Raw genomic sequence first — 20,578 nt, forward strand, 5'->3', positions numbered from 1 at the left:
ACGCGCCCCCAAATAAAGATCAAGGACACATGTCCATTTTTAGTATTGCTCAATATTAATACAAGTACAAAAAAGCCAGCACTCGGCTGGCTTTACCTTTTACCACTGATGGCGAGCAAGTTGATAAGCCCGCTGATACTGGCCTGTTCGCTCAAAGCTGTGCAGTGCAGGCTCGACCCAAATGGGTTGCCAATCCTGTTCAGGCAAACTTGCAAATATTTTTGCCGCAAGTTCAAAATCCCCTTCTGCATTCGCCATACAGGCTAAACAAAAAAGTAACTCGCTGTTTTGTTCCTGCTTCTTCAAGTTATTTTGAATCGCTTGAGTGAGCTTGGTATCACTACCTTTAGCATGTGCCAATACCGATGCAAGTTGATGGTACTGCCCCTTTTTGAGCAACTTTGCCAATACATCATGGATCTTGGCTAACTGCCCCTGACTGGCCATCGTTTGTAGGTAAGACTGCTGAGCATGGGCCTGTACTGTCTTGGGTAACTGTGACAAATAGTCCGTCGCATCTTGTTGTGCAAGGTTAAAAAAGCGTTTAAAGAACCCTTGCCAGTAGGTCTCTGTCAAATCAAGTTGCTTGTATTTGCTCGACAATGTTTCAACAACTTCTGCCAGCTTTTGCTCTTGTAACAATCCATCAAGGTAACTACTCACTGCAGCCGCACTGGGCTTTTTCTGCTGCATCGGTTGTGACAGCAGCGCTAACGCCTGCTCCGTTTGATTTGCCTTTAACCATAACTTAGGCACTTGAGCTTGCGCCTCATCAGACATCGCTTGTAAGTGCTGCAACGCGCCTGCTTGATCACCAGATTGCAAAGCCGCTTTGGCTTGTAAGGCATGTTGCTGGTCTTGCCACTGAATCGGTGCATTGCTTTTAGCAAAGGCACTTTTCACGGCATAAGCATCGTCATTCAACATCCCCCAAAACGCTTGGTTTAGAGCTTGTTGTGACTTAGCACGTTTTTTATTGCCAAAATGTCCTGTGGTTTTGCGATAGATTTGCCATACTAACACCAGCAGTTTCGATGCTAACCACGCACCTATTAGCACCATAAAAAGCAAAATCACAAACGCCACGATGGTGCCTTCTATCGTCGTATCATTAAAGGCGATTAAAACATACCCTTTTTCGTCTATGAGTAAATGACCTGCCGCCATGGCCAAAGCAACCACGGCTATCACCATCAGCGTTTTAATCATTGTAACCACTCCTTGAGGGCTGTGCTGCTGCTAAGCTCAACCTGCGTGTTGAATTGCAGCCCCATGTTTTGCAATTGCCCTATTTGCTCAAGCACCGCTTGCACACCGTCATCGCGAGTATCGTAATATTTACTCAGCGTCTGCTTAGCAGACTCCAACGCACTAAAAAAGATACTGGCTTGTTTGTCCATCAGGGCACTTTGCGCTTGAGATAGATGGCTACGTAATTGCGCTCTAAGTAGCTGCTGTTGTTCACTATCAAGCAACGGGTCAATCACCGCAACTTCACGAGTTCTGATTTTAATAAAGTCATCTACAAGATTCTGCCAAGTCTTTTTCAAATTACTTTGGAAGTCATTTAAGTCGCTTGAAAGCTCGGTATTTTGCGTTTCTTTTGGCTCAGGGAGGTGCAACGTTTTCAAAGCCAGCTCGTCTACCTGCTGTAACATCCCATGTAACTTTAGATAGATACCTTCATATGCAGGCTTTGGCTGAGCCTGCAACATAGCGATATCAGTCGCTATAGCACTGAGCACAGCCGTATTGTCTGTCTCATTTTGCACGACTTCATACAAACGCTGTAATACGGCACTGGCGCCTTGAAAGTCTTGCTCTGCATTCGCCTTAAACTGTGCCATGCGTTGCAAATACAGAGCCTCACTACTCAGGGCACCACTGATCTGCTGCTTGGCTTGAGAAAGCGCCGCTTGCAATTGCGCCTCTACCGTTTGTGATTGCATTGTAAGCTGCTGCTCAATCGCACCGCGCTGCCCTTGCTGCACGCTTTGTACAGATGCCAGTTGTGATTGAGTTTGCTTTAATTGTTCGCTGAGTAAGGCATTATCGGCACGTAATTGTGCAAGTGCCGCATAAGTTTTGTCACTGATTTGCTGGCCATGAATGATGAGCCCTGCGGTCGCTGCTCCCCCTGTAAGGGCTACCAGTAAGGCTAAGATTGCAAGCTTACTGACTTTTTGTTTAAAAACTGGCTGAGGTGTGTGCGTTACGGTCTCAGGTTTTGCTGCTTCAGGTTGCTTTTCTTGCTCGCTCATATGGCTACCTTGCTGATGTTGATGTGGCACTATGCTTGTATAAATCGCCAGATCATCTGGCCCTTTTGCAACACTTATATGCGTTTTGCTAACGCCGTAAGTATCGTGTAAATAGCTTGCGCTACGCTGGCTTACCAAGAAAAAATGGCAACTTTTCAGCCAGTCGACATATTCACTTTGTTGACAATTAAACACCGCATCAATTGCTGCATTGCTGGTAATGACTATACCGTCAATTTGTTCTATTCGCCAGAGGTCTAACCAGCTGCTTGAGTCAGACTGTTCTGGCACACGTTGATAAACAGCACATATATTTAAAATCGCACCTCGCTGCTTAAACGTTTTGGCCAGCAGGGCTCTCCCTCCTTGGCCTTTTACCAGCACCACCTGCTTCGCATCTATGTTTTGTAACGGAGCAAGCGCCAATAGCCCTTCAGAATCTTGCTGAACAGGCGCAACTGCACTTCGAGAAAAGCAATCTTGTACTGCTTTAGCCGTTTGTTCGCCCACCGCAAATAGCTGTGCGTTGGTAGGTAGGGCATCCACTTGGGCGGCCAATTGCTTAACCGCATCCTGCGAGATAAATACAATTATATCTGCATCGCTTAGCGGTGCCAGTTGTGCCGCATTAAGCTCACAGGGTTCAATACGCAGCACGGGCGTATGTACATTGTAAATACCGTCTTTTTCAAGTAGCTGTGATAGTTGCAGCCCCTTTCCTTCGGGCCGCGTAATGGCAATGCGCATCATTAAGCGCCTTTATAAACCTCGGCGAGGATTTTATCTGCACCTTGTGCTAATAATTGCTCAGCCAATTCAATCCCTAATTGCTCTGCGTCCTCACTACGGCCTGACACTTGAGCACGTAAAATTTCGCTGCCATCAACAGCGCCCACTAACCCTCTTAGTTGCACCTGATCACCACTGACTTGTGCGTAAGCACCGATAGGCACCTGACAGCCCCCCTCCAAGCGACGGTTCATGGCACGCTCGGCGAGAACTCGAATTCGCGTTTCTGCATGCTCCAGTGGCGCTAACAGACTCTTAGTTAACGTATCATCACTGCGACATTCAATCCCTACCGCGCCTTGCCCATTAGCAGGTAAAGACTGCTCTGGCTCAATATAACTTGCGATGCGCTCAGACATTTCCAAACGTAGCAAGCCTGCAGCCGCAAGAATAATGGCGTCATAGTCACCATTGTCTAATTTCGCTAAGCGAGTATTAACGTTACCGCGTAAATCACGGATGTCTAGGTCTGGGCGCAATGCGCGAATTTGACATTGACGACGCAAACTTGAGGTACCAACTACCGCCCCTTGAGGTAAGTCACGTAATTGCTTATAGCTGTTTGACACAAATGCGTCTCGTGGGTCTTCGCGCTCACAAATGGTGTAAAGTTCCAACCCCTCAGGAAACTCAACGGGTACGTCTTTCATAGAGTGCACGGCAATATCAGCACGGCCGTCTAACATTGCTTGCTCGAGTTCTTTTACAAACAACCCTTTGCCACCAATTTTAGCCAAAGGCGTATCAAGAATAATATCCCCTTGTGTGGACATGGGCACCAACTCAACCTTGAGTTCTGGGTGAAAGTGCAGCAGTTGTGCTTTAACAAATTCCGCTTGCCACAGCGCCAAAGCACTTTTTCTTGTTGCAATTCGTAGGGTATGTTGTTGTGTCATAGTCAACCTTTGATAGACCTTTAATCGGCCTCTGATAAAATTCGAAAAGATTTTTGCGCAAGTAGCTGACCTTGCTCGGTCACAACTTCCACGCGCCAAGGGCCAGTTTGGCTTGGCATGATATTTTTACTTGAATACGTACGAAAACGAATAGCACTGATTTGCAACGGGATCTCAGCCATTAGCTGATCTTGGTGAAACCACAAGTGCTGTACGGTTTGCCCTTGCATATTGTTTATTTCGGTAAAGAAAAACAGCTTCTCAGTAAAATCTGTTTGCTCAAGGTGTTCTTTAAGTACGTCGATGGGTTCTCTATCTGCAATGCCTGTAGTCAGTACCGCTCGACTAACCAGGTTACTGTCTATCTGTGCCCCCAACGCAACATTAGTGATGTTGGCATCCTCTGCGAAGGCATTGGCGGTTTCAATTTCATTGTCTGACTGCTGCGACGGCACCGACTCTAGCTCGTTGATGTCATCGTCAGTCACTGCGTCAGTTGCCTCTGCGGATTCTGCTTCACGCACGCTATCTGATGCCAAAACGAGTTCCTGCGTGGTAACGGGCTCCACATCTTGAGCTGTTGACACATCGCTTGGAGCGCTAATGGTGTCAACCTGCTCACTGTCAGCAACTAATGCGGCTTCACTATCCAATAAAGGCTGTGATTGGCTATCCATGGTTGTCATTTCAATGGCATTGACCGAGTTAAGTAAGCCATAAACAAGGGCCGCTGCGAACAACAACACCGCACTCGACGCTGCAAATATACGTCGCCAGTGCCACTGATACCTTACCTCAGTGCTTGCTTGTGGTACTTTGCTCACCGCAGTTTTTATAACGATCCTTTGTGTCATTGTTGCAGCTCCTAATTAAGACAGTGTTGCGATCAACCATTGACGGATCGCAATAAGTTCTTCGTAACACACCTGATGAGCCATCGGGTAGTCCTGCCAGCTTACCTGATAACCCTGTTTGTGCAAGACGCTATAAGCTTGTTGCCCAGCTGACATCGCGACAACTGGATCCTGACTGCCGTGTGCCATAAAGATGTTTAACTCACTTTGCTTGGCCTCAGCAGCAAGCTTTTGCGGCACGCACATGTAGGTAGACAACGCCATCACCCCGCCGAGCTTATATTCAAGTCTAGGTGCCACATGTAAAGCAATCACTCCACCTTGTGAAAAGCCAGCCAAAATGATGCGCTCAGGGGCAATCCCTTTATCCAGTTCGCCTTGTATTAATGCCGCAACTGCCTCAGCAGATTCTCTGACACCCGTTTCATCTGCGCGATTATCAAGATCCATTGTTTTGATGTCATACCAAGCACGCATCACCATGCCACCATTGATGGTGACGGCCTGCTCAGGAGCATGAGGAAAAATAAATCTAACACCGAGTTCATCTGGTAAATCTAGCTCAGGCGCAATAGGTAAAAACCCTTCGCCTGAGTCACCTAACCCGTGTAACCAAATGATGCTTGCTTTGTGCTGACCTTCGGCAGCGTATTCTACATACTGTAACATCAGTCATGCTGCCAGTTGATTTGGGAACCGGCCTGACGCGTTGCCGCATCACACATAAATTGCCAAAACTCAGCACCGGAACGATTGTCTATCCACTTATTTTCATGAAGTTCAAAGTGATAGCCATTAAATTTGGTCGCAACCCATACTTGATGCAACGGGGCTTGTTTGTTGATCACTATTTTGCTCTTGTCAGCGAAAATGATCTCTAAAATGCCGGCCGCAGACTCATAGTCTAAATCGGCGTCACAGTCATCAATTTGTTCTTCTATGGTAAGCATCAAGGCATCAGCCAACTCATGGTACTCGGAATCAGTCATATGATATCCCTCATTTGTACAAAGTTTTAGCTATTCAAGCATGAAAATACTCGTTTCAATAGCTGCTTTTTTTACGAATTCTGTTACTCTGCGATTATAAAGGCACTGACATCATTAATCTAATGAAAGCGACACTCTCTCAATCTGGCTTATTATTTTTGTTAATCTTCACTACGCTTATCTTAGTAGGCTGTGGACAAAGTGGACCACTATATTTACCAGAGCAGCAACCTAAGAGCACTAACCAAACACCCAAAGCATCAGATGCTAATATCAAGCAAAAAAAAGATGCGCCCAAGAAACAGCAGGAAGGTTAGATGGATTTTTTTCAATACAAAGCGCAACAACTGTTTGCAGAGGATGTATCCGTTACGGATATCGCTAACCAGTATGGCACTCCATGCTATGTGTACTCTCGCAAAACATTAGAGCGGCATTACCACGCATTCACCGACGCGGCCGCAGGCCACCCTCACTTAGTCTGTTATGCCGTCAAAGCGAACTCCAATATCGCGGTGCTAAACGTACTCGCTCGTTTAGGGGCAGGCTTTGATATCGTTTCTAAGGGGGAGTTAGCGCGTGTATTAGAAGCCAAAGGCGACCCGAGTAAAGTCGTCTTCTCTGGCGTGGCGAAAACCGCCGATGAAATCGCCTATGCACTGTCTCATAACATCAAGTGCTTTAACGTTGAGTCCAGCGCTGAATTAAAGCGCATCAGCCAAGTTGCCAATGAAATGAACACCACGGCACGTATTTCGATACGTGTTAATCCGGATATCGATGCTAAAACACATCCTTATATTTCTACCGGATTGAAAGAAAACAAATTTGGTATCGATATCAAACAAGCCTTTGAAGTGTATCAATTAGCCTATGCTCTGCCTGGCATCGAAGTGGTGGGTGTTGATTTTCATATCGGTTCACAACTGACAGAAATAGAACCGTTTTTAGCGGCACTCGATAAGGTATTGGCGTTAGTTGAACAGCTCAAAACTGCTGGCATAGAGTTACACCACTTAGACATTGGCGGTGGCTTAGGAGTGCCGTATGACAGTGAGAAACCGCCTCACCCAAGCGCCTATGCTGCAGAGGTGAAAGCAAAGCTCAGTGCCTACCCAACGCTTGAGTTAGTATTTGAGCCAGGTCGCGCCATTGCCGCCAATGCCGGAATTTTAGTCACCAAAGTTGAATACTTAAAATGCTCACAGGGTAAACACTTTGCCATTGTGGATGCAGGTATGAACGACATGCTGCGCCCATCACTGTACCAAGCTTGGCAAAATATTATTGCCATCAACCCTCGTGATGATGGCACGCCAACACATAACTACGATGTGGTAGGGCCAGTATGTGAAACTGGGGACTTTCTTGGTAAGAACCGACCTCTGGCGATTCAAGAGGGCGATTTGCTGGCACAGCGCAGTGCGGGGGCTTATGGTTTTACCATGAGCTCCAATTATAATTCACGCCCACGGGTTGCCGAGCTTATGGTAGACGGTGATACGTGCCACCTTGTGCGTCAAAGAGAAACGTTATCTTCGCTTTGGCAGGGCGAACATTTATTACCTTAATTTATTAATGACAGCGGTGCCCCTAGCATGGCAAAGTTAACTCATCAGGAGTTTTATTAAGACATTATGTTTGTAAATTTTTCAAAAATGCATGGCTTGGGCAATGATTTTATGGTGGTCGATAACATCACCCAGAATGTATTTTTGTCCCGTGATCAAATTAAGAAACTCGCAGATAGAAACTTTGGTGTAGGCTTTGACCAACTACTCATGGTTGAAGCGCCCTACTCGCCTGAACTTGATTTTCATTATCGTATTTTTAATTCCGATGGCAGTGAAGTTGAACAGTGTGGTAACGGTGCGCGCTGTTTTGCACGCTTTGTGCGTATGAAAGGGCTCACTAATCGGCACAAGGTATCCGTTTCGACTAAATCGGGCAATATTACGCTTTATTCTGAAAAAGATGGTCAGGTGACCGTCAATATGGGACATCCACAGTTTGCGCCGGCCAGTATTCCGTTCAAAGCCAGTAAACCTGAGCTAACTTACATTATGCGCGCGCAGGAACATACGGTATTTTGCGGCGTGGTCTCGATGGGTAATCCGCATTGTGTTCTTGAAGTGGATGACATTGAAACTGCCGACGTGCAAACCTTAGGGCCACTTTTGGAAACCCACGAGCGATTTCCCGAGCGTGCTAACATTGGCTTTATGCAAATTCTTAACTCTGAACATATTAAGCTCAGAGTATGGGAGCGTGGTGCACAAGAAACCTTAGCCTGTGGCAGCGGCGCTTGTGCCGCCGTGGTAGTGGGCATTATGCAAAAGAAACTAGCCAATACAGTTCGAGTTGATCTGCCCGGTGGTAGTTTGCAAGTTCGCTGGCAAGGCGAAGGGCACAGCGTCAAAATGACCGGGCCAGCGGAGCATGTATTTGATGGACAGATCTCGTTGTAACAATACTGGGGTATATCATGAGTACAAAAACAAACTTTGATGAGCAATCAATCTGTGATTACTTAAGCCGTCACCCGGATTTTTTACTCAATCATCCCTATGTGTTGTTGGAAATGGATCTACATGGCAAGAGTCAAGGCTTACCCAACCTGGCACTGCAGCAACAACGCTTACTCAGAGAGCAAAACCAACAGCTCAAACAACAACTGCAGGGCATGTCCCGCAGTGCTTTAGAAAACGAACAGATATTCAAATTACTCAGTGAATGCCAAAGACAGCTGTGGCACTGCACGAGCTTTGATGAGCTTGCCATAGCGCTTGCTGATACCTTAAGCCGCCCAGCAAATATCATGAGCTGTCAATTGCTCCCATATGACACAAGATTCAGCCAATTAGTAAACGCTCGCTTACTCAATAATGGAGTTTATCTTGGCCGTTTATCTAAACAGGAGCAACAACAGTTGTGGCCAGATAATGATGACGTACGCTCAGTGGCGCTTTATTTAATTGGTAACCGTGACAAGCCAGAAGCCATCTTGGCGTTTGCCAGTGACCATGCTGAGCACTTCTCGCCAACCAATGACATTTTATTTATGCAAGAGTTTGTCACAACCTTGCAGGTACGCTTAAGCGCACTGGCTTAAGGCAAAAAATGGCAGACCAACAGGCCCTCAGCGAACAGTGGCAGCAACCCATTGCTGACTTTATGGACTATTTACGCCATGAGAAACGTTACTCGGCCCATACACTGAGCCAGTATCAAACACAATTGTTACAGGCTGCGGAGTATTTTTCACCGCTCGCGAATGACTGGCTGAGCGTCAGCAGTGAGCAAATTCGCCGCTTTAGTATGCACTTGCGCACTAAGCAATATAACCCGCGCAGCATCAACCTCAAACTCAGTTGTATTCGCAGCCTCTACAAGTTTCTAAAAGCGAAATACACCTCACACAGTACCTTCACCAATCCAGGTGAAGGTATTAAAGGTCCCAAATTTGATAAGCCGCTGCCTAAAAATCTCGATGTGGACCAAATGGCACAACTGCTATCTATTGGCGATGATGATGCCCTAGCGATCAGAGATAAGGCTATGATGGAGCTGATGTATTCAAGCGGCCTTCGCATCAGTGAATTAGTAAATGTCAATCTGGGTGATATTCGCGACGGTGAAATTAGAGTGCTGGGTAAAGGCAATAAGGAGCGCGTGATCCCCGTCGGAGGAAAGGCGCTCGAGGCTTTAGAGAGCTGGTTAGCGCTGCGAACACAATTTGCCAACGAAGGTGAAGTGGCGGTTTTTTTAAGTAAGCGTAAGCAACGTATTTCTATCCGTCACGTACGTGAGCGCATGAAAGAATGGGGCCTAAAACAAGGTATTAGCACGCCCATCCATCCTCACAAGTTACGCCACTCCTTTGCCAGTCACATGCTGGAGTCCAGTGGTGACTTAAGAGCAATTCAAGAGATGCTGGGGCATACCAGTCTGTCGGCCACGCAAGTGTATACCCATGTCGACTTTCAGCATCTCGCTAAGGTATACGACAAAGCACACCCAAGAGCGAAAAAGCGCCATTCAAATTCTGATGAAAATTAACACTATGTGTAACAACTCAAATCAAAAAGGCAGTCAATATGAGGTTTAATCGGGCGATAGACAAAGTGAAGGTATTGAGCTTTGATTTAGACGACACCCTGTACGACAATCACCCCATCATTCGCTCAGCGCTACAAGCGCAGCACAACTATTTGCTAAAGCTCTCCCGCTGGCCAAAACAAGACGCCCAGTTTTGGACGAAATGCCGTAACCAAGCCGCACAGGCAACTCCTGAACTGACGCATGATGTAACTGCCTGGCGACAACAAGCGCTTTATATAGCCATGCTAACCTGTGGTTACAACGAATCGGAAGCACGTATTCACGCGCAACAAGCCTATGAGGCATTTGCTCAAGCCCGCAGCCAAATCACCGTGAGCGAATCGGTACTGGAGTTGCTCGCCAACCTAAAGCAACATTACATGCTAATTGCCATCACCAACGGTAATGTTGAGGTCGATAAATTCAACCTTGCTGGCGTCTTCTCGTTGGTGCTCCAAGCCGGTAAAGATGGCCGAGCCAAGCCCTATAGCGATATGTTCGATGTTGCAGCGCAACAACTCAACGTACACCATAGTAACATTCTGCATATCGGCGATAGTTTAGATACCGATGTTCAAGGCGCGAATGAGGCGGGCTGTCACAGTGTATGGCTGAATAATCAAGACTCGCACTATCACTATCAGGGGCTACCTGATATAGAAATAAATAATATCAATCAGTTACAGATTCTTGTTCGCTGATTTATACGCCACTCGGTTCAGCTGAGATGGTTGCAATATGTGATGGTTTGACGTACTAATAATGGTTCACACGAGAAATATAATAACGGAAGTGAACTATGTCATCACAGGATACAGGCTTTTTTGGTCACCCAAAGGGCCTCTCAACTCTCTTTTTCACTGAAATGTGGGAGCGCATGAGTTACTACGGTATGCGTGCCCTACTAGTTTTATTCATGACCGCCAGCTTACAACAGGAAGGCCTAGGCTTTACTGTAGCTTCAGCTGCCGCAATCTATGGTTTATACACCGGTGCAGTATATTTCCTCGGATTACCGGGAGGTTGGGTTGCCGACCGTCTGTTAGGGGGGCAAAAAACCGTCTGGTATGGTGGTATCATCATTATGTGTGGCCACATAATTCTGGCCATTCCCTCTGAACACTCCTTCTTTATCGGCCTTATTTTTGTGGCCCTAGGTACGGGTTTACTCAAGCCTAATATCAGTGCCATGGTCGGTCAGCTCTATGACTCAGAAGATGAACGTCGTGACAGTGGCTATGCCATTTACTACATGGGCATTAACATCGGTTCAGTCATAGGTTACTACGTCTGTGGCTACTTTATGGAAAACGCGGGCTGGCACTACGCATTTGGTGCGGCGGCGGTGGGTATGGCCGTTGGTCTTATCCAATACCGTAAAACCATCGGTAATATTGAGGGGGTGGGCGATGCACCAACCAACCCCTTTACGCCTGAACAGGCTAAAAAGGTCTGGATGGGAATCGCGCTGCTGTTGTTAGGTGTTGCAACGATAACCGCACTTACCTACACCGGTGTTATTGTGATTAACCCTGTGGTTTTAGCCCAGTATGTGGCGGTTGCCTTTACCGTTATTTTCTTTGCTTACTACGCGCTGATTTATTTTAAAGGTAACTTATCCGAAGACGAAAAGAAGAAAATGTGGGCGCTGTTTTTTGTCTGTGTTGCCTCAGCTTGTTTTTGGTCTGGCTTTGAACAAGCTGGTTCGTCATTGAACTTGTTTGCCCGTGACTATACCGACCGTATGGTTGGCTCCTTTAGCATTCCAACTGCTTGGTTCCAATCAGCAAATGCCATCTTTATCATTATTCTATCGCCATTTTTCGCAGCGCTGTGGATAAACCTTGCCAAACGCATGATCACCCCATCATACAACCTCAAATGCGCTATTGGTCTTGTGATCATGGCCAGTGGCTTTTTGGTGATGTTTATGGCTTCACAATACGCTGCACAAGGCTTGAAAGTAGCACCTTACTGGTTGATCACCACGTACTTTTTACACACGGTGGGCGAGTTATGTTTAAGCCCCGTTGCACTGAGTGCAGTTAGCCGCCTCTCACCACAGCGCTTTGCAGGACAGATGATGGGCGTGTTTGTACTCACTTACTCTATCGGTAATATTATTTCAGGCTTGTTAGCGGGTAACTTTGACCCTAACAAAGTTGAAGAGATGCCCAACTTGTACTTGCAGATCAGCTTATTCAGTATTGGTGTAGGTATCATTATCGCGCTACTGAGTTTGAAATCAAAAAGCTGGGAGCATGAACAACAGCCAAGCCAGTCATAATTTGTTTTTTCAATGAGTTAATCTTGTTAAGCTAGCGGCTCACTATCGGATAAATAGGAAGAGCCGCTATGCAAAAGGTTATGATCACCGGTGCAACAGGACTGCTGGGGCGCACACTATATAAAACCCTCAAACATGAATTTGCCGTAGTTGGCACCGGATTTAGCCGTGCTACAGCGCCTATTTTACCCTTAGATTTAGCTGATCAGCAGGCCGTTATTACCTTTTTAGAGTTACATAAACCCACGGTGTTAATTCACGCCGCCGCCGAGCGAAAACCCGATGTTTGCGAAAATTCGCCACAGCAAACCATCGCTTTAAACGTTGCGGCCAGCGAGTTTTTGGCCAAAGAGTGTGCTAAACGCAATATCCGTTTGTTGTTTATCAGTACTGACTATGTGTTTAATGGCCAAGATGCGCCATATTATGAATCGGCCACACCTAACCCGTTAAACTTATATGGTCAAACCAAACAACAAGCGGAACAGGCAGTGCTTAACGCGTCACCCTTACACACCATTATTCGTGTCCCCGTGCTCTATGGTGACGTCACCTCGCTAAGCGAATCCGCCGTGACCATTATCGCCACCCAACTCAAACAAGATGAGCAGACCAGTCATGATAATTGGGCTATCCGCTACCCAACTCATGTTGAAGATATTGCCTTTACATTGCGCGACTTACTCAAACAATCTGAGGCACTCGGCGGGATTTTTCATATTTCAGATAGTCAGGCTATGACTAAATTCGACATGGCCTGCGTGATGGCAGATATTTTAGGCTACCCAAGCGAACGACTCATTCCACAAGGTAAACCAACACAAACTGCGGCGCGTCCATACAACTGCGCATTAGCCGATTCACGACTAAAACCGTTGGGGATTGCTTATGGCAGAGATTTTAAGGCAGCGGTTGGGGATATCATCAATGGTGCAACCCACAATAAGATATGAGTGTAAATTTAAATAATTATATGGAGCCATAGAACATGGCTCCAACTAGTCTTGCAAACTAGATAAACTTAAAAGCTGCTTGTACAGGTTGCTGTTGCGGTCACATCTCTTTGCTTAGAAGCGCCATTTAGCATCCAATAGCCATTATTTTGTGATAAACGAACCCACTCACCATTACCCTCGAACTTGCCAGATATTTTCGTTAAATAACAAACAGTGTTCGCTGATGACGCTAAAATTTTCGCTGACTCTCCCTGCTTCCAAGTATAAGACTTTAAGCTAGGATTATAACGACTTAAGCACGCTGCACTTGCTTTTACACTATGCTGATCTGAGCTACCACCCAAATATACTCCATAGCTGGTATTTTTAACTTCAATAACCTCTTTCCAGCCTTCGAATTTACCAGCCATTGCTGTTAAAAAACATACATTGTGTCGATCACCTAAATACAGGTCACTTTGCCCCTGCTCCCACGTATCAAACTGTGTATATTTATCGCCTTTTGGGTTAATTACACATGTTGCTGTCGCCTCAACGGAATCTTGATTCGACTTGCCACCTAGGTAGTAACTCGCACCAATTTTTTTTACGTGTACTGATTCACCCCAGCCTTCAAAGTGACCTTGTACGCTTGATAAAAAACACACACGATCACGTGAAGTTCCCAGACTCACCTGATTTTCTCCTTGCTTCCAGTGGAACTCACTGTATTGATATGAACTAGCATTCGCAACACCACTTAAAGTCGTTGCGCCAAGCACTGCCAAGAAGCCTAATTTAGATAAAGTCATAAAGTTTCCTTTTCATATAAGTTATTGAGCGCTATTCGAGTCATTGAACAGCGGCGGCATAATAGCATACAAGCTCAACACGTAAACTTACTAGGAACAGTTTTTTACAAAAAAATCACCTAGTTACAAAAGCCTCACTACTCAGCTTGATCAACCAATTTGGTAACGGGTATTTCTTATACACAACGTCCAAGAAACTATCCCAAGCCATATTTTGTAGTCTCTCGATTTCAGCCTGCGGTACTGTTCCCTGATAAAACTGCCCAAAGTCCTTCAAAAACTGTACATCACGGCGGCGACTGTTTTTCGCATAACCTTTACCTGCATAGTGGATAAAATCCGCTGCAAGATAGTCATCATGGCCAAACATATCCATACGGTTAAAGCTGCGGTCAAATGACTGATGAGAAATGCCATGTTTATGTAATGTATAGTTAAAATAGCTTTGATCATAATGAGTTATGGTATTACACACCTGTTGCAAATCGCTAAGCTGAGTTTTCTGAAACAAGGGGCACTCATTCGAAGTGAGGATGATACCCGCATTGTAATAAACGGGTCCGTTATCGTTACGAGGCCAGTCGACCTCGCCCAATGCTTTGCATACTTGCGCTACATCTTCTTCTCGCTCTTGAATTACCCCTTCATCGAACCAATATGCGGTTTTCATATCTGGATATAATTCAAATACATCCCGCGCATGAGGTGTGATCAACACGTCCGCATCTACATACAAAACACGATCATATTCTTTTAGCAATTCGCCTATTCTTAGCTTTTCAGTCCAAGCTGGGCTCGCATTGTACTTTGGGTTTTCAATTACGATTGGATAATGTAGCTGATCTGACACAACTAAATCCGCCCCCACTTTTTGCGCGTAATGCTTAAAGCTTAATATAGCGGCTTGGTACATGGGGTTGTCACCAATGGCGAGGGTAAAAATGGCTTTTTTCATAACTCAACGAGCTCCTTTTTTCGTCGGGGTATTTTACCCCAAGAGGATAAGAAACCACGATATAAAGTTTCAAATCGAGTATTTTTCGTAAAAGCCATAAAGCAGAATGTGTTATTCTGGTTGATATTTTCTAGCTTTTTTACACTCATGACACACCCTACGCGCCTTGCCAAATACCTCGGTCATGCTGGCATTTGTTCCCGCCGTCAGGCATCTCGCCTGATTGATGCAGGTCAGGTCATGGTCAACGGACGACCCGCCAACCATATCGACCATGTGACTCCCGCTGACTTGATTACGGTTGCAGGTCAACAAGTGACGGGCCCTGCCAAAAAAGTGTTATACGCGTATCACAAACCCGTTGGGATTGACTGTAAGCTGAAAATGGATGACCCATCGAGCCTGATACATCATCTACCCCATGGCGAGCGTGTCTACCCGATTGGCAGGCTAGACAAGGATTCTCGAGGCCTATTGTTGCTAACCAATGACGGTGAGCTGTGCCAACGTCTTATTCACCCCGATCACCACGTAGAAAAGGAATATTGGGTAGAAGTAGACCGCCCACTGGATGATAATTTTTGCCACACCATGAGCTCCGGCATTCCCATTGACGGACAACTGACCTTGCCTTGTGAAGTCTGCTTACTCACCCCCACTCGCTTTAAGATTGTGCTCAAACAAGGCTTAAATCGACAAATTCGTAAAATGGCCAAGCATTGTGGCTATCGTGTCATTGACCTATTTCGCGTGCGAATCGCAGGGTTTGAGCTTGATTCGACGCTGCTCAGCGAAAATCAATTTCATCCGCTCTCCCTAGACGCCCTTAAATTAGATTAAAAATTGACTTGACGTTTTTGATTACAGGTGTAATCTTAATTTATCGATTACATTTGTAGGCAATAATATGATTGAACTTTCTAAAGCGGAATTTGCCGTGATGGAAGCCCTATGGCAAGGCTATCCGGCTAAAGCCAGCGACATAGTCAAACGCTTGAGCGATGATACACAATGGCATGAAAAAACCATCAAAACCCTAGTCAGTCGTCTAGTAAAAAAGCAAGCGGTGAGTTTTGAAAAACAAGGTCGAGAATATATCTACACCCCCACAATAGGCCGTGAAGCATACACCCTAAAAGAAAGCCAAAACTTTATTGCACGCTTATTTCGCGGGCGCGTTGCGCCGCTAGTCAGTGGTTTTGCTAAAACTGAGCAGCTCTCTCAGCAAGATATTGATGAGCTCAAACAAATCATTGAGCAATGGGAACAAAAGCAAGGAAAGTAACATGCTAAATTCAATGTTTGATTGGGTGTTCAATATCAATAACCAACTGCTCATCAGCGCAATTGTGATGGCGCTGATGATGCTACAAAAGCATACCGCTCAATGGTTGGGCAGTCGGTTGATTTATAATCTTTGGTGGGTTTTACCTTTAGGTCTTGTAGCGATGATGTTGCCCAATGAGATAAAACCCATTGCCAGTGAAACCATCAGCTATTTTCGTATCACGACACAGCCACATCATTTTGCACCGCAGTGGCAGTTCAGTATTGCTGGCGCATATTGGTGTATTTCGACCGTGCTTTTGCTTTGGGTGTTGTACCAACACTATCAATTTATTCAAGCTCTGAATATCAAAGCGCCTACTCAACAATTACAAGGGCAGCCCGTATATACAAGCACACAGGTGGCCACACCTATGGTGGTCGGCTTATGGCAACCAAAAATTGTTTTGCCAGATGATTACGCCCAGCAATTCGACCCAGATACATTAACACTGCTGATGGAGCATGAATTAACGCACATACGCCGCTTTGACAACCTCGCCAACTTAGCCTTACTACTGTTTTGCATCAGCTGCTGGTTTAACCCAGTGCTTTGGCTTGGATATCAAAATTTTAGAAAAACTCAGGAGCTGGCGTGCGACGCAGCCGTATTACAACAAAAAACCACACATCAACAGCTAACGTATGCAAAAGCCTTGGTTCGTTGCGCAGAAAACTCGCGTGCAGGGACTTTGATATACGCTTACTACGGAGATAAACAAACTATGGTACAACGACTTAAGCAACTTCAAAGTATCACTACCCCATCACTGGGCGTGAAAGTGTTGGCGCTGGTATTGGCTTCAAGTTCGCTAAGCGCAATGGCACTGGCGAAATCAACTGAGCAACTCGCGCATAAAAAAACCTCAGAAGTGCGCCCGGTTATGCGTATAGAGCCTATTTATCCGGCTGAGGCTGCCAATGCAGGGCAAACGGGGTATGTCACCTTACAATTTACCATTGATGGGCGCGGGCACACCAATAACATCGAGATAGTCGACGCACAACCCAAAGGAGTATTTGAAAAAAGCGCAGTAAATGCTTTAAGACAGTGGCAATACACGTCTGCTTCAGACACCACCAAGCGCTACACGGTTCAGTTAGATTATGCGATGGGCAATGAAGCACCATCAGACAAGCAAAAAGTGAAACACGAGCGCATCAAAGTCGCTCACTAAACCAAGCAGACGGCCAGTATTATAGCTACTGGCCGTTTCTCATTATAAACTCACCGCTATCATTGCAATGGCACATCCTAACCCCACAGCCCAAATGAGTGAGCGCAGCACATGCAGATTCATGTAGTAAAACAAGCAGTAAAGTACCCTTGCCACAATATGTGCCACCGCCAGATACTGCACCGTTGTACCAATGGTATTGGTGCCTAATACCACCGCAACTGCCAGTGTAAACACAGCTAAAGACTCAAAGCTATTTTGATGCGCCGCCAAAGCCCGTGCGCCAAATCCAGTTAACTGAGCTTGCTGCGCTCTTGGATGTTGATTGTCGTAGCCGCCCAGTTTGTTCATCGCAATGGCGACTGGCACTTTAGTCAGATAAGGAAGCAGCACTGCGATAAGCGCACATATTAGAATTGTAGTCATACCATGTCCTTGTAAATTAAGCTCTGCTGAGGTTAATAATTAAGCATCAGCTTTAACATAGCATGTTCAAAATAAAAAAGCCGCCTCTTAAATCTGGGCGGCTAAATTGTGTAGCATCATCGCTAGTATACGATGATTGGTAACTTCTAGCACTGCGACAGATTGTCGCACGTGAGATGAAAAAAATGCACTCGCAAGACATTGCCATGATAGATACACTGAAAAGAAATAATTTGGAATGACAATGAGTTGGATCGCATTTACCGTTTTGGCTGCACTCTCACAGGCTTGGCGTAATGCGCTGCAAAGCCATTTAAGCCAAAGTGTCAGTGTGGCCGGTGTAACCTTTGCTAGATTTTTGATAGCTTGCCCGCTTGCGCTTGTGTATCTGCTGGGCTTATACCAATGGCAGAGCGTTGCAGTACTCACACCAAACAATCAGCTCATCTTGTATGTGATAGCCGCAAGCGTTATGCAAATTGTCGCCACAGGCCTGATGGTGCTGCTATTTAAGCAAAACAATTTTGCAGTAGGCGCAGGCCTTGCCAAAAGTGAAGCGCTGATGGCAGCAATACTTGGCATGTGGTTATTTGGCTCAACGCTCTCCCTAATTGGCTGGCTCGGTGTGGCAATTGGAGCCGCCGCGGTGCTAATGCTCAGTGGTTTCAGTTTAAAACTATTTAAGCCAAAAACCGCGCTGCTTGGACTCGCCTGTGGCAGCGCCTTTGCACTGACATCTTTATGGGTAAGAGAGGCGAGTCTCGCAACCGGTTTACCATTTTTGCACAGTGCAGCGTGGGTGTTACTGCTAGTGTTGTGTACACAAACCCTGCTGCTTGGGTTGTTTATAAGCTACAAAGAAGCGCAGACGTGGCGAAAACTATGGCAAAAACGTATGCTCACCTGCGGTATCAGTGTAACGAGCTTTATCGGCTCGGTCGGCTGGTTCAGCGCGATGAGCCTACAACATGTTGCCTACGTAAAAACACTCGGCCAAATCGAAGTATTTTTCACTTTGCTCATCGCCACGCTCTGGTTAAAACAGCCCACCAAAACCAGCGACAAACTCGGCTTGGTACTGATTGGTATTGCCGCTGTGCTGGTCATGTTAAGTTAAGTCGTGACTATCGCCTCTTCAACACCACTTGATATAAATCGGTGCGACGGTCTTTTAGATTTCTAACCGTGCCCTCACTGTGTAGCAACTTGAGTTTATCCAGATCCAGATCACTAAATAGCAGCATCTCTGTATTTGGGGTTGCCTCGTTGAGTGCAGCATCATGAGGAAACGCAAAATCAGACGGTGTTAACACAGCCGACTGACCGTACTGTACATCTAGTGAATCAACTTGCGGTAAATTACCAACGCTGCCTGCTATCACGACGTAACACTCATTTTCAACTGCGCGTGCTTGAGCACAGTGGCGCACCCGCAAATAACTGTTCTTGGTGTCAGTCCAATAAGGAACAAACAATATGTCTAACCCTCGCTCGGCCATCAAACGGCTGAGTTCAGGGAATTCGACATCGTAGCAAATCTGGATCCCCACTCTACCCGCATCGGTTTCAAACACACTAATTTCATCGCCCCCTTCTATCACCCAGTCATAGGCTTCATGGGGTGTAATATGTATCTTGCGTTGCTCATCAATTTTACCGCTACGGTGACATAAGTAGCTGACATTATATATTTTTTCTCCATCCAGCAGGGGCATGGAACCCGTCACTATGTTCGCATTGTATTCAATCGCCATGGTTGACATCGCATCACGAAACAGTTCGGTAAACTCTGCCAGATAACGAATAGCTTCGGTTTGATTGCGGTGCTCTTGCAACCCCATCAAAGGCGCGTTAAAAAACTCTGGAAATAAAATAAAGTCGCTTTGATATTCCGACACTGTATCAACAAAATACTCCACTTGACGCATCAACTCTTCCACTGAGCTGACGGAGCGCATTTGCCATTGCACAGCACCAACCCGAACAATGGTTTTTTTGGTGTCTATCACTGTATCGGTTGGCTGGAACAAGATGTTGTTCCACTCTAGCAATGTGGCATATCCACCCGAATCTTCATCCTCTGGTAGATATTGCTTTAGCAAGCGCTTTACCTGAAAGTCATTGGCCAATTGAAAGCTCAGTATTGGGTCGTAGAGTTCCTTATGATCGACTTTATCGATGTACTCCATCGGTGTCATATCTTTACTGTGGTTGGTATAGCGCGGGATCCGTCCACCCGCTAGAATTGCTCGAAGGTTATACTGGCGGCACAACTCTTTGCGAGCATCATATAAACGCCGCCCCAATCTCATCCCTCGATGACTTTTAGCGATAACAACATCTAACCCATACAGCGCATCACCATTACTGTCACTGAACACTCGGTTGTGAGCATCGACAATTTCATCGTAGGTATGGGGATTAGAAAAGCGTTGATAATCCACTTGCACACTTAACGCCAAACCGACTAATCGGCCTTCATCTAAAATGCCTATCTGCCCTTCTGGGAATTGATCAATCAATCTAAAAATGGTGTGACTGGGCCAAGCTCCGCCCAGATCAGGGTAAGCCTCGTCCATAAGTGTTTTTATCTGTGGGTAATCTTCTTTATTGACATTGCACAACGTAATACGTGCTTTTTCTAACGACATACTCCCTCCTGAACGACACATTTTACTGTGGCTATTCGTCTTTCGGTTTACCTAATCCTAAATTATAGGCCTTTGAAAAGTTTATAATATCACCATAATTTTGCGAGCCTCACCGTAC

General features: G+C 45.8%; 22 protein-coding genes. 12 read left to right on the top strand and 10 right to left on the bottom strand.

Features of this window, described 5'->3' with window-relative positions; all coding sequences use genetic code 11:
- Nucleotides 1–99: 99 nt before the first annotated feature.
- The 6 genes from L1070_RS17450 to cyaY are packed head-to-tail and all read right to left on the bottom strand — an operon-like array spanning nucleotide 100 to nucleotide 5,789.
- Nucleotides 100–1,209 (bottom strand): heme biosynthesis HemY N-terminal domain-containing protein, encoded by a 1,110-nt coding sequence (locus tag L1070_RS17450; RefSeq protein WP_237126525.1) that lies wholly within the window; start codon nucleotides 1,207–1,209, stop codon nucleotides 100–102.
- The gene (locus L1070_RS17455) at nucleotides 1,206–3,011 is read right to left on the bottom strand and encodes a uroporphyrinogen-III C-methyltransferase (RefSeq protein ID WP_237126526.1); all 1,806 of its coding nucleotides are present in this window, start codon (nucleotides 3,009–3,011) and stop codon (nucleotides 1,206–1,208) included. The genes L1070_RS17450 and L1070_RS17455 overlap by 4 nt, the downstream gene beginning before the upstream one ends.
- On the bottom strand, nucleotides 3,011–3,946 hold the full coding sequence (gene hemC / locus L1070_RS17460; protein WP_237126527.1) for a hydroxymethylbilane synthase: 936 nt from the start codon (nucleotides 3,944–3,946) through the stop codon (nucleotides 3,011–3,013). The genes L1070_RS17455 and hemC overlap by 1 nt, the downstream gene beginning before the upstream one ends.
- Nucleotides 3,947–3,966: 20 nt before the next feature.
- On the bottom strand, nucleotides 3,967–4,800 hold the full coding sequence (locus L1070_RS17465) for a DUF2914 domain-containing protein (RefSeq protein WP_237126528.1): 834 nt from the start codon (nucleotides 4,798–4,800) through the stop codon (nucleotides 3,967–3,969).
- Between the two features lie 15 nt (nucleotides 4,801–4,815).
- Nucleotides 4,816–5,469: a dienelactone hydrolase family protein gene (locus L1070_RS17470; RefSeq protein ID WP_237126529.1), complete on the bottom strand. Its 654-nt coding sequence runs from the start codon at nucleotides 5,467–5,469 to the stop codon at nucleotides 4,816–4,818.
- Nucleotides 5,469–5,789: an iron donor protein CyaY gene (cyaY, locus tag L1070_RS17475; protein WP_237126530.1), complete on the bottom strand. Its 321-nt coding sequence runs from the start codon at nucleotides 5,787–5,789 to the stop codon at nucleotides 5,469–5,471. Before cyaY ends, L1070_RS17470 begins: the two co-directional genes overlap by 1 nt.
- A gap of 122 nt (nucleotides 5,790–5,911) precedes the next feature.
- Between cyaY and L1070_RS17480 the strand changes: the two genes are divergently transcribed.
- The 8 genes from L1070_RS17480 (at nucleotide 5,912) to L1070_RS17515 (ending at nucleotide 13,130) form a co-directional block, all read left to right on the top strand.
- Complete coding sequence (locus L1070_RS17480; RefSeq protein ID WP_237126531.1) at nucleotides 5,912–6,106, top strand: lipoprotein; 195 nt, start codon at nucleotides 5,912–5,914, stop codon at nucleotides 6,104–6,106.
- Nucleotides 6,107–7,360: a diaminopimelate decarboxylase gene (gene lysA / locus L1070_RS17485; RefSeq protein ID WP_237126532.1), complete on the top strand. Its 1,254-nt coding sequence runs from the start codon at nucleotides 6,107–6,109 to the stop codon at nucleotides 7,358–7,360.
- 66 nt (nucleotides 7,361–7,426) lie between these two features.
- On the top strand, nucleotides 7,427–8,257 hold the full coding sequence (dapF, locus tag L1070_RS17490) for a diaminopimelate epimerase (protein ID WP_237126533.1): 831 nt from the start codon (nucleotides 7,427–7,429) through the stop codon (nucleotides 8,255–8,257).
- Nucleotides 8,258–8,274: 17 nt separating this feature from the next.
- Nucleotides 8,275–8,901, top strand: coding sequence for a DUF484 family protein (locus tag L1070_RS17495; RefSeq protein ID WP_237126534.1), 627 nt, complete (start codon nucleotides 8,275–8,277; stop codon nucleotides 8,899–8,901).
- A gap of 8 nt (nucleotides 8,902–8,909) precedes the next feature.
- On the top strand, nucleotides 8,910–9,848 hold the full coding sequence (locus tag L1070_RS17500) for a tyrosine recombinase XerC (RefSeq protein WP_237126535.1): 939 nt from the start codon (nucleotides 8,910–8,912) through the stop codon (nucleotides 9,846–9,848).
- Nucleotides 9,849–9,886: 38 nt separating this feature from the next.
- Nucleotides 9,887–10,591, top strand: coding sequence for an HAD-IA family hydrolase (locus tag L1070_RS17505; RefSeq protein WP_237126536.1), 705 nt, complete (start codon nucleotides 9,887–9,889; stop codon nucleotides 10,589–10,591).
- Between the two features lie 98 nt (nucleotides 10,592–10,689).
- Nucleotides 10,690–12,177 carry a peptide MFS transporter gene (locus L1070_RS17510; protein ID WP_237126537.1) on the top strand — a complete coding sequence of 496 codons (1,488 nt, stop codon included), beginning with the start codon at nucleotides 10,690–10,692 and terminating at the stop codon, nucleotides 12,175–12,177.
- Nucleotides 12,178–12,245: 68 nt separating this feature from the next.
- Complete coding sequence (locus L1070_RS17515; protein WP_237126538.1) at nucleotides 12,246–13,130, top strand: SDR family oxidoreductase; 885 nt, start codon at nucleotides 12,246–12,248, stop codon at nucleotides 13,128–13,130.
- Between the two features lie 68 nt (nucleotides 13,131–13,198).
- On the opposite strand, the gene L1070_RS17520 is transcribed toward L1070_RS17515, so the two are convergent.
- Nucleotides 13,199–13,924, bottom strand: a complete 726-nt coding sequence (locus L1070_RS17520) for a hypothetical protein (RefSeq protein ID WP_237126539.1) — start codon at nucleotides 13,922–13,924, stop codon at nucleotides 13,199–13,201.
- A gap of 115 nt (nucleotides 13,925–14,039) precedes the next feature.
- The gene (locus L1070_RS17525) at nucleotides 14,040–14,879 is read right to left on the bottom strand and encodes a glycosyltransferase (RefSeq protein WP_237126540.1); all 840 of its coding nucleotides are present in this window, start codon (nucleotides 14,877–14,879) and stop codon (nucleotides 14,040–14,042) included.
- A 147-nt stretch (nucleotides 14,880–15,026) separates the two neighbouring features.
- Between L1070_RS17525 and L1070_RS17530 the strand changes: the two genes are divergently transcribed.
- The 3 genes from L1070_RS17530 to L1070_RS17540 all read left to right on the top strand — a co-directional run bounded on the left by L1070_RS17530 (nucleotide 15,027) and on the right by L1070_RS17540 (nucleotide 17,383).
- Entirely contained in the window at nucleotides 15,027–15,719 is a 693-nt protein-coding gene (locus L1070_RS17530; protein WP_237126541.1) for a pseudouridine synthase, read from the top strand.
- Nucleotides 15,720–15,786: 67 nt separating this feature from the next.
- On the top strand, nucleotides 15,787–16,164 hold the full coding sequence (locus L1070_RS17535) for a BlaI/MecI/CopY family transcriptional regulator (protein ID WP_070983469.1): 378 nt from the start codon (nucleotides 15,787–15,789) through the stop codon (nucleotides 16,162–16,164).
- Between the two features lies 1 nt (nucleotide 16,165).
- Nucleotides 16,166–17,383 carry a M56 family metallopeptidase gene (locus L1070_RS17540; RefSeq protein ID WP_237126542.1) on the top strand — a complete coding sequence of 406 codons (1,218 nt, stop codon included), beginning with the start codon at nucleotides 16,166–16,168 and terminating at the stop codon, nucleotides 17,381–17,383.
- A gap of 42 nt (nucleotides 17,384–17,425) precedes the next feature.
- On the opposite strand, the gene L1070_RS17545 is transcribed toward L1070_RS17540, so the two are convergent.
- A complete protein-coding gene (locus L1070_RS17545) occupies nucleotides 17,426–17,809 on the bottom strand; it encodes an MAPEG family protein (protein WP_237126543.1) in 384 nt (127 codons plus the stop codon).
- 244 nt (nucleotides 17,810–18,053) lie between these two features.
- Between L1070_RS17545 and L1070_RS17550 the strand changes: the two genes are divergently transcribed.
- Nucleotides 18,054–18,926 (top strand): DMT family transporter, encoded by an 873-nt coding sequence (locus L1070_RS17550; RefSeq protein ID WP_237126544.1) that lies wholly within the window; start codon nucleotides 18,054–18,056, stop codon nucleotides 18,924–18,926.
- A 7-nt stretch (nucleotides 18,927–18,933) separates the two neighbouring features.
- Here the strand turns inward: L1070_RS17550 and L1070_RS17555 are convergent, their stop codons facing one another.
- Nucleotides 18,934–20,460 (bottom strand): bifunctional GNAT family N-acetyltransferase/carbon-nitrogen hydrolase family protein, encoded by a 1,527-nt coding sequence (locus tag L1070_RS17555; protein WP_237126545.1) that lies wholly within the window; start codon nucleotides 20,458–20,460, stop codon nucleotides 18,934–18,936.
- Between the last annotated feature and the right edge of the window lie 118 nt (nucleotides 20,461–20,578).

Origin of the sequence: Pseudoalteromonas sp. MMG022 (genome assembly GCF_021654245.1) — a bacterium.
Taxonomy (GTDB): Bacteria; Pseudomonadota; Gammaproteobacteria; order Enterobacterales; family Alteromonadaceae; genus Pseudoalteromonas; species Pseudoalteromonas amylolytica.